Origin of the sequence: Curtobacterium sp. VKM Ac-1395 (assembly GCF_015350975.1) — a bacterium.
GTDB lineage: Bacteria > Actinomycetota > Actinomycetes > Actinomycetales > Microbacteriaceae > Curtobacterium.
Genome location: NZ_JADKRX010000003.1, coordinates 331,174 through 344,222, shown reverse-complemented (window position 1 = coordinate 344,222; position 13,049 = coordinate 331,174). Strand labels below are relative to the sequence as shown.

Here is a 13,049-nt window from a genome sequence, read left to right as displayed (position 1 = left end):
CGATGTCCGACATCACCCTCGTCGACCGCCACGAGCCGCTCTGGAAGCGGCTCCCCGTCGTCGTCCAGCTCCGTCGGAGCACCGGATGGCAGCGCGCCATGCTCATCGTCGGCGTGGTCATCTGCGCCCTGTACCTGCTCGTCGCCGTCTTCGCCCCGCTCATCGCGCCGTACGGCTTCGGTGACCAGCAGACCGCGGACGGCACGAACTTCCCGCGCACCGGTGCGCCGAGCGCCGACCACATCTGGGGCACCACGGTCGGCGGGCTGGACGTCTTCAGCCGCGTCGTCTACGGCGCACGGACCGCGGTGCTCGTCGTCATCGTCGCCGTCGTCGTGTCCATCGCGATCGGCGTCGTGCTCGGCATGGTCTCCGGGTACATCGGCGGCTGGCTCGACCGCGTCCTCGTGGTCGTCGCCGACGCCATCTACGCCTTCCCGTCCCTGCTGCTCGCGATCGTCGTCTCGATCGTGGTGTCCGGGGGCAACTCGGACTACTGGGGCGGCATCACGGCCGCGGCGATCTCGATCACCGTGGTCTACATCCCGCAGTACTTCCGCGTGGTCCGGGCCGAGGCCGTCCGGCTGAAGAACGACGCCTTCGTGGAGTCGGCCCGCGTGATCGGCACGAACCCGTGGCGCATCATGACCCGGCACGTCCTGCGGAACTCGACGAGGTCCCTGCCGCTCATCCTCACCCTGAACGCCAGCGATGCGGTGCTGACCCTGGCCGGCCTCGGCTTCCTCGGGTTCGGCATCGGCCCGACCCAGGGCGCCGAGTGGGGCTACGACCTCAGCCGCGCACTGTCCGACGTCGCGAGCGGCGTCTGGTGGACCGGTGTCTACCCGGGCATCGCGATCGTGCTGCTCGTCCTCGGGGTCACGTTCATCGGCGAGAGCCTCAACGACATCTCCGATCCCCGTCTGCGTGCGCGCCGGCGGCTGAAGCAGCTGGTCTCCACGCGCGACAAGGCGACCAGCGCGGAAGGGGCAGCAGCATGACCGACGCAACCACGAGCCTCCAGAACGAGCCGGTGGTCGTCGTCGACGACCTCACCGTCACCTTCACCACCGACGGCGGCGCCGTCGACGCGGTCAAGGGCGTCAGCATCGACGTCCGACCCGGCGAGGTCCTGGCCCTGGTCGGCGAGTCCGGCTCGGGCAAGTCCGTGACCGCGCGCAGCATGCTGCGGCTGATGCCGGAGACGGCGACGCTCGGCGGTGCCGTGTTCCTCGACGGCACCGACGTCGTGTCCGTCGGCGCGCAGAAGCTGCGGGAGCTCCGTGGGACGGCCGGCGCGATGGTGTTCCAGGAGCCGTCGACGGCACTCAACCCGGTCTTCACGGTCGGGTGGCAGATCGCCGAGGGCCTGCGGGCGCACGGCGGTGTCTCCAGGAAAGAAGCGCGCGTCAAGGCGATCGACTACCTGCGCCGCGTCGGCATCCCCGACCCCGAGCAGCGCGTCGACCACTACCCGCACCAGTTCTCCGGCGGGCAGAAGCAGCGCGTCGTGATCGCGAGCGCCCTGGCCCTCGAGCCGAGCGTCATCATCGCCGACGAGCCGACCACCGCCCTCGACGTGACGGTGCAGGCCGAGATCCTCGACCTGCTGCGTCGCTGCCGTGACGAGTTCGGCGCAGCGATCGTCATCATCACGCACAACATGGGTGTCGTCGCCGACCTGGCCGACCGCGTCGCCGTGATGTACCAGGGCGAGATCGTCGAGGAGGCCCCGGTCGCCCAGCTCTTCGGCGACCCGCAGGCCGACTACACGAAGCGCCTGCTCGCAGCCGTGCCCCGGCTCGAGGCAAGCACCGGTGTCGCCCGTCGTGCCCTCATCACCGAGGACGTCGCACCCGTCGTTTCGGCGAAGGGCCTGGAGATCGAGTACCCCGGCCGCTTCGGCGCCCCGGCGTTCCGCGCGGTCAAGGGCGTCGACCTGGCGATCCGGCCCGGCGAGGTCCTCGGCCTGGTGGGGGAGTCCGGCTCCGGCAAGACCACCATCGGCCGGGCGATCGCCGGCCTGACGAAGATCACCGGCGGGTCCCTCAACGTGCTCGGCACCGAGATGCTCGGGTACAAGGAGCGGGACTTCAAGCGGTTGCGCAAGGACATCGGGTTCGTCTTCCAGGACCCGGCGACATCGTTCAACCCGCTGCTGACGATCGCCGAGTGCGTCGCCGAGCCACTCGTCGTGCACGGGGTCGCGTCGTCGCCCCGGGCCGCGCGCAAGCAGGTCGACGAGCTGATGGAGGCCGTCCAGCTGCCCGCCGCGTACGGCGACCGGTACCCGCACGAGCTCTCCGGTGGGCAGCGCCAGCGCGCCTCGCTCGCCCGGTCGCTCGCGCTCCGGCCGAAGCTGCTCATCGCCGACGAGCCGACGAGCGCGCTCGACGTCTCGGTGCAGGCCCGCGTCCTGGAGCTCTTCCTCGAGCTGCAGCAGGACTTCGGCTTCGCGTCGCTGTTCATCAGCCACGACCTGGCGGTCGTCGGCGCGCTCTCCGACCGGATCGCCGTGCTCTACCGAGGCGACCTCGTCGAGACGGGCACGACGGCGGAGGTCCTCGGGTCGCCGCAGCACCCGTACACGCAGCGGCTCCTGGCGTCGCTGCCGGTGCCGGACCCGGCAGAGCAGGCGGAGCGACGGCGTACGCTGGAACGACTGGACCGCGCCGGGTCCTGACACCCGGTCCACCCACCCTGGAGGCCCGCCCCGCGTCGACGACGCAGGTCGAGCCTCCAGGGTGCTGGTGTCCAGAGCACCACGTACGTCGCGCGGACACCCGCTGTCCGCGCTGCGCCGCCAGGGGGCGGCGCGGAGAGGGTTCCATGAGCGGGGTCAACGGCCCGGCGGTCGTCGCCGACGACGTCTCCATCGAGTACCGGGTCCCCGGCGGACGGCCCATCCGGGCGGTCGACGGCATCACCCTCACCGTCGGGACCGGCGAGATCCTCGCGGTCCTCGGCGAGTCCGGCTCCGGCAAGTCGAGCTTCGCGGCGGCCGTGGCCGGCCAGCTCGGCGCCCGCGGTGAGGGCGAGGGCGCGCACCGACGGCACATCGTCGGGGGCGAGCTCACCGTGCTCGGGCAGCGGATCCGCGGGCTGCGGCCGTCCTCCCGTCGCCTCGGCCGCCTGACCGGACGGATCGGGTACCTCTCCCAGGACGCCGCCGACCGGCTGAGCCCCGACCTGACCGTCGGCGAGGCCATCGCGGAACCGATCTACGCCCGGGACCGCCGCTTCGACCGCAAGGAAGCCGGGCTCATCGTCGCGCGGCTCGTCGACGCCGTGCACCTGCCGCTCGGCGTCATGCGGCTGAACACGTGGGAGCTCTCGAGCGGGCAGCGGCAGCGCGTGGCGCTCGCGCAGGCACTCGTCCTCGAACCCCAGCTGCTCGTCGCCGACGAACCCGCGCGCGGCGTGGACGTGCTCGTGCGCCAGTCGGTGCTCGAGGCCCTCGCGAGCCTCCAGCGCAACCGACAGTTCTCCGCGGTCGTCGTGTCGAGCGACCTCCGCGAGGCCAGGGCACTCGCCGACCGTGTCGCCGTCATGGCCGAGGGACGACTCGTCGGCCTCGGCACCTTCGACGAGGTCCTCGACAGCCCCGTCGACCCGTACGTCCGGACGCTCGCCGCCACCGCGGCACGCCCGGTGAAGCGCCCGACGACCGCCGCCGCCGGGGCTCCCCGCCGGTCGGCCGCACCCCGCCGCCCGGCGACCGCCGGCACCAGCACCAGCACCTCCCGACAGGAGCAGCAGTGAGCGACACCGACGTCCAGCCCCGCGGCCACCGAGCCGTCGTCACCGACGCCGGAGCACCGCTCCCCGTGAGCACGCCGGCGGCCGGCCCCGTGGCGATCCTCCCGGCGCCGACCGACCTGCACGTGTCGGCGGTGTCCGAGGCAGGCGGCACGGTAGCCGACCTCGGTGAGGACACCCGCGGGATCGTCTGGCTCGACGCCCGCGACCCGTCCGGGCTCGCACGGGCGCTCGAGTCCGCGCCGTCGGTGTCCTGGGTGCAGCTGCCCTTCGCCGGGGTCGACGCCTTCGCCCACCTGATCCGTGAGCACGGTGACCGCGTGCTGTTCACCTCGGCCAAGGGCGCCTACGCGGAGCCCGTGGCCGAGCACGCGCTCGCGCTGACCCTCGCCACACTGCGGGTCCTGCCGAAGCGTGCCCGGGTGCGGTCGTGGGGGACCGAGCCCGAGGGCGTCTCGCTCTACGGCCGCTCCGTGGTGGTCATCGGTGCCGGGGGCATCGCGCTGGAGTACCTCCGGCTGCTCGCCCCGTTCGAGGTCGACGTGACCGTGGTCCGCCGCTCCTCCGCACCGGTGCCAGGAGCCGCCCGCACCGTGACGACGGACCAGCTCGACGCCGTGCTGCCGGACGCCGACGTCCTGATGATCGCCGCCGCGATGACCGACGACACGTCGAAGCTCCTCGGCGCGGCGCAGTTCGCACTGATGAAGCCCTCCGCCCGGCTCGTCAACATCGCCCGCGGTGGCCTCGTCGACACCGACGCCCTGGTCGATGCCCTGCACGCCGGGGACATCGCCGGCGCCGGCCTCGACGTGACCGACCCGGAGCCGCTGCCCGACGGCCACCCGCTGTGGGACGCCCCCGGTGTCGTCATCACCCCGCACCAGGCCGACACCCCGGAGATGGTGGAGCCACTGCTCGCGGAGCGGGTGCGGCACAACGTGACGGCGTTCCTGACGGAGTCCGGCGAGGGCTTCGTCGGCGTCGTGGACCCGGCCGCCGGCTACTGATCGCCGACCGCGCTGCCCCGGGCCGTCCGGGCGGCGCGCCCGGGGTGCGTGTCGGATGCGCGGGTGCCGTTCGATGTCCTGCTATGCTGTTACCCGTTGTCCAGACCGGTTCCGGCAGGGCAGCTGATCCTCGATAGCTCAATTGGCAGAGCAGCCGGCTGTTAACCGGCAGGTTGTTGGTTCGAGTCCAACTCGGGGAGCGTCAGGCCCTCACCGTCAGGTGGGGGCCTTTTCGTGTCCCAGGGCGCGTTCGTGCGCTCGGCGCTCCCGGTTCGGAGCCGCTGCCCATGTGGTGGCGGCTCCTACCTGTTAGCGTTCACAGGTGCTCTCTGTCCGCCGTACCACCGTCGCAGCGCTCTCCGCCGCGGTGCTCGTGGCGTGCGGTCTCGCCGGGTGCACGGTGCAGGCGGAGTCCGAGCCCGAGGACGCCGTCGACAGCACCCCCTCGTCGCAGGTCGAGGCCTCGGGCACCGCACCGATCGTCTTCGCGTTCGTCTGCCGCGTCGACGACTCCGACCGCACCGAGACCTACACGACGTACTCCGCCGCGTGGAAGGACGCCCGCTCGGACTGCCGTGCCGAACGCATCACCGGGACCGAGGCCTCGGCGCAGCAGCGGGCAGCGGTCAGCGCAGCGGACGGCGCCGCCTCGCTCGAGGACCTCGCCACGACCTGTGCGGTGACGGGCCACGGTGCCTGGACGACCGCGATCACGTCGGACCACGACGCGCACGTGGCGGCCGGTCTGGCGGAGTACTGCCCGGGGCACCCGGAGATGGACCACCTGCACGACGCGATCGCGGCGTACCGGGGCTGAGTGGGCCTCCTGGCCGGGGCGTCAGCCCTCAGGGTGGTCGCGGCCGGGCAGCCACGACTGTCCGGGACCGCCCCAGCTGTGCTTCTTGACCGCCTTCTGGACCTGCTTCGCCCACGGGTGCACGAGGCGGTCCGTGTAGAGCAGCCCGTCGAGGTGGTCGAACTCGTGCTGGAAGACGCGGGCGAGCCAGCCGTGGGCCTCGATCTCGAACGGTTCCCCGTGCTCGTCGACCCCGCGGAGCAGTGCGCCCTGCGAGCGGCGGAGCGGGAAGCGCAGACCCGGCACCGAGAGGCAGCCCTCGGACTCCTCGTCCTCGTCGAGTTCCTCCACGGACTCTGGTTCCGGGGGAGTGATCCACAGGACGGGGTTCACCGCGACGCCACGCCAGTGCACGCCGTCGTCATCGACGTACGAGTACACGAACAGGCGCTTGCCGACCCCGACCTGCGGCCCGGCCAGCCCGACGCCCGGCGCCAGGTCCATCGTCTCGAACATGTCCTGCACCAGGGCGCGCAGGTCGTCGTCGAAGACGGTGACCGCTTCGGCGGGTTCGTGCAGGACGGGTTCACCGGTGATCCGGATCGGGAGGACGGCCATTCACCCAGGTTATCGGGAGCAGGACGGTACCCTCGACCCGTGACGCCGGACCTCCAGCTGCCCGCCGCAGTGAGCAACCTGACGCCGTTCCAGGCGCTGATGATCCCTGTGGCCCTGGTCGGCGCGGTGTTCCTGTCGCTCGGCGCGCAGTTCCAGAGCCGCGGGGTCAAGCGGGTCGAGGCCCGGCTCGGCAAGCAGTCGCAGGGCCTCAGCATCCGACACGTCATGGCGCTGGTCGGCAGCGGGTACTGGGTGCTCGGCACGCTCATGCTCGGGATCGCCGTCGTCCTCCAGCTCGTCAGCATCACGTTCGCGCCGTTGATCGTCGTGCAGCCGCTCGGTGCCGTCGCGCTCGTCATCACGACGTGGTTCTCGTCGCGGTCGTCCGGTGTGCCGCTCGGCCAGGCCGCCCGCCGCGCCGTGTGGACCTGCATCGTCGGCGTCGGCATCTTCGTCTGCATCGCGGCGTTCGTCGGCCGTGAGACGGCGATCACGCGCGGCGAACTCGTCACGGTCCTGGTGGTCCTGGCGGTCGTGCTGGTCCTGGTGCTGGTGTCGTTCCGGGTCGTCGCGAAGCACAAGAGCGCGCTCTACTACATCATCGGCGCCGGCGTGCTCTACGGCTTCGTCGCGACGCTCGCCAAGGTCACCCTGAACCGCTTCGTCAACCACACGTTCGACTGGGTCACCGTGCTGGCCATCGTCGGGGTCGTCGTCGCGGCGTCCCTCGGCGGGTACTTCGTGCAGAACGCGTACTCGGCGGGCTCGGCCGACCTGGTCATCGCCGGGCTCACCGTCGTCGACCCGATCGTGGCCGTCGGCATCGGGGTCATCGTGCTGAACGAGGCCGACGGGGCCCCGGTCGTCGCCGTGCTCGGGTTCGTGGTCGCCGCCGCGATCGCCGTCACCGGGGTGTTCCTGCTCGCGAAACACCACCCGGAAGCGCGGCGCTAGGCCGCCCACACGTCAGCCGCGCGGCTGACGTGGCCGGACCGAGCGGTACGGTAGCGTTCCAAGCCCAGACCATCCCGGCACCCGAGCAGCACCGGTACCGGAAGAAGGCCCAGGAGAGGACGACGCCCGCCGTGTCAGCAGACGCCACCCCCGTACCGCAGGACCACCCGGCGGAGCACCACCCGCTCCGGGTCCTCATGGCCGCCGACACGTTCGCACCGGACGTGAACGGTGCCGCGACCTTCACCGAGCAGCTCGCCGTCGGCCTGGCCGAACGCGGCCACGAGGTCCACATCATCGCCCCGGCCGCCAACCGCCACCACGGCACGTACGAGGAAGAGCACCACGGCGTCACCCTCACCGTGCACCGGCTGCCGTCCTACAAGTGGCCGCTCCACGCCTGGCTGCGCTTCGCCTGGCCCTGGACGGTGCGCCGACACGTCGCACCGCTGATCGACGCGATCAAGCCCGACGTCGTGCACATCCAGTCGCACATCATCATCGGCCGCGGCGTCGCCCGCGAAGCCCACGACCGCGGCATCCGCATCATCGCGACGAACCACTTCATGCCGGAGAACCTGCTCGAGTACACGCCGTTCGGGCGCTTCACGCTGCCGATCGCGCTGAAGATCGCCTGGAACGACGCCGCGAAGACCTACCGGCTCGCCGACGTCATCTCCACGCCGACGAACCTCGCGGCGGACTACCTCCGCAAGGCGATCGCCGGGCAGCGCGTCCTCGCGATCTCCTGCGGCATCGACGCCTCCCGGTACATGGCCCGCGAAGGACGCCCCGTCGGCAACGACATCGTGTTCGTCGGACGCGTCGCCCCGGAGAAGAACCTCGACGTCCTGTTCCGGGCACTGCCGCTGCTGCCGGCGGAACTCCACGCCACGATCACCATCGTCGGCGACGGCGAGATGATCCCGAAGCTGACCGCCCAGGCGAAGGAGCTCGGTATCGAGGACCGTGTCACCTTCCTCGGGTTCGTCTCCGACGAGGTCAAGTACCGCGCGCTGACGAACGCCACCGTCTTCGCGATGCCCTCGACCGCCGAGCTGCAGAGCATCGCCTCGCTCGAGGGCATGGCGTCCGGCCTGCCCGTCGTCGCGGCGAACTCGATGGCCCTGCCGCACCTCATCGACGGCAACGGGTACCTGTTCGAGCCGGGCGACGAGCAGGACCTCGCCGCGAAGCTCGCGCTCGTCCTGACCGCGTCCGACGAGGACTACGTCGCGCTGCGGGGGCGCAGCCTGGCCATGATCGAAGCGCACGACATCAACCGCACGCTCGCCACGTTCGAGGCGCTGTATCGTGGGGAGCCGGTGGCCTAGGCCTGCCGACGAGGGGCGGTAGCCAAGCTGGTCAAGGCAGTCTGCTCATAACGGAACGATTCGCGGGTTCGAGTCCCGCCCGCCCCACGTAGTCGCACCACCAGCGCGGGTTCGAGCCGAACCGACACTGGCCCGCCCCACGTCGTCGCACCGCAGCGCGGCCCCGCGCTTCGTGCGACAGGATCCGAAAGGCCGCCCGCCCACCATGCACCTGCGTCGCCGACGGAACGCCCCCCACGGCGTCGACACCCCCGGCCCCACCCCCAACGTCGTGTTCGAGGCCTCCCGCGAGGGCACCGGTGTCCGCGTCAATGCCTTCCGCATCGGCTTCATGGGCGGGATCGGCGTCCTCGTGGCGCTCCTGGCCGGGTCGCTCATCGGCCAGCTCTCGACGGTCCTGGTCTACATCGGCGTGGCCCTGTTCATCGCGCTCGGCCTCGACCCGCTCGTCACGTTCATGGAGCGGTACGTCCCACGGTGGCTCGCGATCCTCGCGGTCGTCGTCACCGTGCTGGCGGCCTTCGCGGGCGTGGTGTTCGCGGTGGTCCCGATCCTCATCACCCAGGCGACGAACCTGGTGCAGAACTTCCCCCAGATCGTGCAGGACCTCTCCGGCCAGCAGTGGGTGCAGGACCTGTCGAAGCAGCTCAACGGCTCCTTCGACGTCAACCACGCCCTGCAGTCGCTGCAGTCGTTCGTGGAGGACCCGGGCAACCTGCTGAGCCTCGGTGGTGGCATCCTCGCCGTCGGCAGCGGGATCCTCTCGGGCATCACCGGCGCCCTCATCGTGCTCATCCTGATGCTCTACTTCCTCGCGTCGATGCGGGGCATGAAGCGGATGATGTACCGCTTCGTCCCGGCGTCACGCCGCGAGAACTACATCGCCGTCAGTGAAGAGGTGACCTCGTCCGTCGGTCGCTACGTCGTCGGACAGATCACCCAGGCCGGCATCAACGGCGTGCTGAGCCTCGCCCTGCTGATCATCATCGGCGCGCCCTTGCCCGTGCTGCTCGCGACGTTCGCCTTCCTCGGCTCACTGATCCCGCTCGTCGGCACGATCAGCGCCGCCGTCGTGATCTCGCTGCTGTGCTTCTTCGCCTCGCCGGCGACCGCCCTGACCGCTGCGGTCTACTACCTCGTGTACATGCAGGTCGAGTCCTACGTGATCTCCCCGCGCATCATGTCGCGGGCCGTGCAGGTGCCCGGGGCACTCGTGGTCATCGCGGCCGTGGCCGGAGCGACGATCGGCGGGGTGCTCGGCGCCCTCGTGGCCGTCCCGGTCGCCGCATCGGTGATCATCATCGTGCAGAAGGTCATCTACCCGCGGCAGGAACAGGCATGACCGACATCGACGCCCGCGACCGTTGGGCCCGCAGTGCCCGAGGCCCCCTCGCGCTCGTGAACGCCCAGCGCGTCGACGAACCGCAGCAGGTCTGGCCCGTCCCCGGGACCTGGTCGCCGGCGGTCGGCGGGCTGCAGGTCACCGCGACGGAGGCCGACGGCATCACCGTGGACGGCCTCCCGGTCGTCGGCACGGTCCTGGTGGCCGGTGACGACGCCGTGGTCGCGTCCACGGTCGCCTTCCCCGACGGCATGGCCGGCACGGTCGCCGCCGGCCGTGGCGGCCACACCCTGCGCATCTGGGACCCGTCCGCCGACGCCGTCGGCCGCTTCGCGCGCATCGACCGGTTCCCGCCGTCGGACCTGGTCACGTCCGGCACGTACACACCAGCAGACGGCCAGGAGGCTCGGGGGAGCGTCCTCGACGCCGCCGGCGAACCGCTCGTGGTCGCCGGCACGATCGACACCACGATCCGTGGTGTGGACGCCAGGCTCCTCGCGGTCCGATCAGCACCGTTCGGCGGTTCGGCACGCCTGCAGCTCATCGTCCAGGACGCCACGAGCGCGCTGCCCGAGGACGACCCCGGCAGCTCGTACTCGATGGGGCGGTTCCTGTTCGTCGCCGACCCGGGCGGCCCGGCCGACGTCGAGCTCGACTGGAACGACCTGGTCCTGCCACCGTGTGCGTTCTCGTACCAGTACGCGTGCCCGATCCCGCCGCCGGAGAACCGCCTGTCGGTGGCGCTCGACGCCGGGGAACGGCACCCGCTCGACGTCGACGGGGCAGTCTTCCACTGATCCACCCGGCGTCCTTGCCGTACACAGCCGCAGCCCTGCATAATGGGCGTGTCCGCGAGGACATCACAATCGCATATCGATGGTTCCGTGGTGCACTGCACCTGGTCCCTCCAGCACAGGTCGATGGGGAAGTCGCACCTGATGATCGGAGGAACCATGACCGGGACTGCGTCGGGAGTGCTCTACGTGCACTCCTCCCCACGCGCGCTCTGCCCCCATGTCGAATGGGCAGCAGGTCGCGCGATGAGTCGCGCCGTGAACTTCTCCTGGTTGGACCAGCCGGCACAGGACGGCTCGCGCCGCACCGAGTACACGTGGACCGGTGCCGTCGGCACGGGTGCCGCGATCGCCTCTGCGCTGCGCGGGTGGGAACACCTCCGGTACGAGGTCACCGAGGAGCCCACCGCGGCGTCTGACGGCGGCCGGTGGATGCACACGCCCGACCTCGGCGTCTTCTACGCGCAGACCGACGTCACCGGCAACATGGTCATCCCCGAGGACCGCGTCCGCTACGCGATGGAGGTCGCCGGGAGCAACGCTCTCGAACTGCACCGCGAACTGCGACTGGCGCTCGGACAGGCCTGGGACGACGAACTCGAGCCGTTCCGCCACGCTGCCGAGGGCAACCCCGTCGTCTGGCTCCACCGCGTGGGCTGACACCCCGTCACGCCGCGACGCCCCCCCGATCCCGCGAGACGCCGCCGAACACGGCGGCGTCTCGTGTGTCCGGGGGTGTCCCACGTCGACGAGGGGCATCGCAAGCAGAACGGCCGCAGCCGGCGAGGGCTGCGGCCGTTCGTGGCGTGGATCAGACGGAGCGGAACGCGACGACGGCGTTGTGCCCGCCGAAGCCGAACGAGTTGCTCACGGCGAGCAGGTCGCCCGCGGGGAGCTCGCGCGGCGACGTCGCGACGTCCATGACGATCTCCGGGTCCTGCTCGGTGAGGTTGATCGTCGGCGGCGCGATGCGGTTGTGCAGCGCGAGGGCGGTGAAGACGGCCTCGATCGCACCGGCACCTCCGAGGAGGTGACCCGTCGACGCCTTGGTCGCCGAGACGACGACCGAGTCCAGGTGGTCACCGAAGACGCGGCGCATCGCGTGGTACTCGGCGATGTCCCCGACGGGCGTCGACGTCGCGTGGGCGTTGACGTGGACGACGTCCTCGCGCGAGGCGCCGGCGTGCTCGAGCGCCATCAGGACGGCACGAGCGGCAGCGCTGCCCTCGGGGTCCGGAGCCGTGATGTGGAAGGCGTCCGAGGTGATGCCGGCACCGGCGACCTCGGCGTAGATCTTCGCGCCGCGGGCCTCGGCGTGCTCCTTGGTCTCCAGGATGAGCGCCGCGGCGCCGTCCGCGAGCACGAAGCCGTCGCGCGTGACGTCGTACGGACGCGACGCGGTCTCGGGGGAGTCGTTGCGGCGGGACAGGGCCTGCATCGCCGCGAACGAGGCGAGCGGCATCGGGTGCAGCGCGGCCTCGGCGCCACCGGCGATGACGATGTCGGCCTCACCGGTCGCGACGTGGCGGTACGCCTCGGCGAGGGACTCGGTGGACGACGCGCACGCCGAGAGGTAGGTGCGTGCGCCACCACGGGCGCCGAACTCCATCTCGATCGCCGCGGCGGGGCCGTTGGCCATGAGCATCGGCACCGTCATCGGCAGGACGCGGCGCGGGCCCTTCTCGCGGAGGGTGTCCCAGGCGTCGAGCAGCGTGTTGACGCCGCCGATGCCGGTGGCCCAGTCGACGATGAGGCGTTCGGGGACGACGGTCTCGGCGTCGATGCCGGCGTCGGCCCACGCTTCACGCGCGGCGATGAGCGACAGCTGCGACGACGGGTCGAAGCGCTTGGTCTCGGGGCGCGTGAGCTGGTCGGTGATCCAGTGGCGTGCCTGGCCGGCGAACTCGACGGGGAGCTCGAGCGCGGCGAAGCGCGGGTCTTCGATCCTGGTGATGCCGGACTTGCCCGCGAGCAGGGCGTCCCAGGTCTCCGTGGCAGTCGCAGCGAGAGGGGTGATCGCACCGATCCCGGTGACGACGACGGTCTTGTTGGTCATGGAACGACTTGTCTCTTCAGTGGTGGACATGGAGAACGCCGTGGCCGGGGACCGGGAGGTCGAGCCGGACCACGGCGTTCAGGGAAGTTCGTGTCAGGCCTGGGCCTTGACGATGAAGTCGACGGCGTCACCGACGGTCTTGAGGTTCTTGACCTCTTCGTCCGGGATCTTGACGTCGAACTTCTCTTCGGCGTTCACGACGATGGTCATCATCGAGATGGAGTCGATGTCGAGGTCGTCGGTGAAGGACTTGTCCGACTGCACCGTGTCGGTGGCGATGCCGGTCTCGTCGTTGATCAGCTCGGCCAGGCCGGCGAGGACTTCTTCGTTGGACAGGGCCATGATGGTGTCTCCTTGAGGGGGGTGTCGTTTGACCGTTGATCAGC

At 71.0% G+C, this 13,049-nt stretch carries 13 protein-coding genes and 2 tRNA genes; 12 read left to right on the top strand and 3 right to left on the bottom strand.

What is annotated here, in order from left to right; genetic code table 11:
• Positions 1 to 2: 2 nt before the first annotated feature.
• The 6 genes from ITJ68_RS10265 to ITJ68_RS10240 all read left to right on the top strand — a co-directional run bounded on the left by ITJ68_RS10265 (position 3) and on the right by ITJ68_RS10240 (position 5,586).
• Positions 3 to 1,001 carry an ABC transporter permease gene (locus tag ITJ68_RS10265; RefSeq protein ID WP_194661160.1) on the top strand — a complete coding sequence of 333 codons (999 nt, stop codon included), beginning with the start codon at positions 3 to 5 and terminating at the stop codon, positions 999 to 1,001.
• Positions 998 to 2,683: an ABC transporter ATP-binding protein gene (locus ITJ68_RS10260; RefSeq protein ID WP_194661159.1), complete on the top strand. Its 1,686-nt coding sequence runs from the start codon at positions 998 to 1,000 to the stop codon at positions 2,681 to 2,683. Before ITJ68_RS10265 ends, ITJ68_RS10260 begins: the two co-directional genes overlap by 4 nt.
• Positions 2,684 to 2,829: 146 nt before the next feature.
• Positions 2,830 to 3,762, top strand: coding sequence for an ATP-binding cassette domain-containing protein (locus tag ITJ68_RS10255; RefSeq protein ID WP_194661158.1), 933 nt, complete (start codon positions 2,830 to 2,832; stop codon positions 3,760 to 3,762).
• The gene (locus ITJ68_RS10250) at positions 3,759 to 4,769 is read left to right on the top strand and encodes a D-isomer specific 2-hydroxyacid dehydrogenase family protein (RefSeq protein ID WP_323743278.1); all 1,011 of its coding nucleotides are present in this window, start codon (positions 3,759 to 3,761) and stop codon (positions 4,767 to 4,769) included. The genes ITJ68_RS10255 and ITJ68_RS10250 overlap by 4 nt, the downstream gene beginning before the upstream one ends.
• A gap of 127 nt (positions 4,770 to 4,896) precedes the next feature.
• A tRNA-Asn gene (locus ITJ68_RS10245) sits at positions 4,897 to 4,969 on the top strand.
• Between the two features lie 122 nt (positions 4,970 to 5,091).
• On the top strand, positions 5,092 to 5,586 hold the full coding sequence (locus ITJ68_RS10240; RefSeq protein WP_194661157.1) for a hypothetical protein: 495 nt from the start codon (positions 5,092 to 5,094) through the stop codon (positions 5,584 to 5,586).
• Positions 5,587 to 5,607: 21 nt separating this feature from the next.
• Here ITJ68_RS10240 and def read toward each other — a convergent pair whose 3' ends face one another.
• Positions 5,608 to 6,183 carry a peptide deformylase gene (def, locus tag ITJ68_RS10235; RefSeq protein WP_194661156.1) on the bottom strand — a complete coding sequence of 192 codons (576 nt, stop codon included), beginning with the start codon at positions 6,181 to 6,183 and terminating at the stop codon, positions 5,608 to 5,610.
• Between the two features lie 39 nt (positions 6,184 to 6,222).
• Here def and ITJ68_RS10230 point away from each other — a divergent pair, with 39 nt between their 5' ends.
• From ITJ68_RS10230 to ITJ68_RS10205, 6 genes are all read left to right on the top strand, one after another.
• Positions 6,223 to 7,137 (top strand): multidrug DMT transporter permease, encoded by a 915-nt coding sequence (locus tag ITJ68_RS10230; protein ID WP_194661155.1) that lies wholly within the window; start codon positions 6,223 to 6,225, stop codon positions 7,135 to 7,137.
• Positions 7,138 to 7,268: 131 nt separating this feature from the next.
• The gene (locus ITJ68_RS10225) at positions 7,269 to 8,471 is read left to right on the top strand and encodes a glycosyltransferase (RefSeq protein ID WP_323743277.1); all 1,203 of its coding nucleotides are present in this window, start codon (positions 7,269 to 7,271) and stop codon (positions 8,469 to 8,471) included.
• 12 nt (positions 8,472 to 8,483) lie between these two features.
• Positions 8,484 to 8,558, top strand: a tRNA-Ile gene (locus tag ITJ68_RS10220).
• Positions 8,559 to 8,676: 118 nt separating this feature from the next.
• The gene (locus ITJ68_RS10215) at positions 8,677 to 9,813 is read left to right on the top strand and encodes an AI-2E family transporter (RefSeq protein WP_194661154.1); all 1,137 of its coding nucleotides are present in this window, start codon (positions 8,677 to 8,679) and stop codon (positions 9,811 to 9,813) included.
• A complete protein-coding gene (locus ITJ68_RS10210; protein WP_194661153.1) occupies positions 9,810 to 10,610 on the top strand; it encodes a DUF1684 domain-containing protein in 801 nt (266 codons plus the stop codon). Before ITJ68_RS10215 ends, ITJ68_RS10210 begins: the two co-directional genes overlap by 4 nt.
• A gap of 156 nt (positions 10,611 to 10,766) precedes the next feature.
• Positions 10,767 to 11,267 (top strand): DUF3145 domain-containing protein, encoded by a 501-nt coding sequence (locus tag ITJ68_RS10205; RefSeq protein WP_194625965.1) that lies wholly within the window; start codon positions 10,767 to 10,769, stop codon positions 11,265 to 11,267.
• A gap of 151 nt (positions 11,268 to 11,418) precedes the next feature.
• Here the strand turns inward: ITJ68_RS10205 and ITJ68_RS10200 are convergent, their stop codons facing one another.
• Both ITJ68_RS10200 and ITJ68_RS10195 read right to left on the bottom strand, forming a co-directional pair.
• Positions 11,419 to 12,663, bottom strand: coding sequence for a beta-ketoacyl-[acyl-carrier-protein] synthase family protein (locus ITJ68_RS10200; RefSeq protein ID WP_194661152.1), 1,245 nt, complete (start codon positions 12,661 to 12,663; stop codon positions 11,419 to 11,421).
• 93 nt (positions 12,664 to 12,756) lie between these two features.
• Positions 12,757 to 13,005: an acyl carrier protein gene (locus tag ITJ68_RS10195; RefSeq protein ID WP_071275967.1), complete on the bottom strand. Its 249-nt coding sequence runs from the start codon at positions 13,003 to 13,005 to the stop codon at positions 12,757 to 12,759.
• Between the last annotated feature and the right edge of the window lie 44 nt (positions 13,006 to 13,049).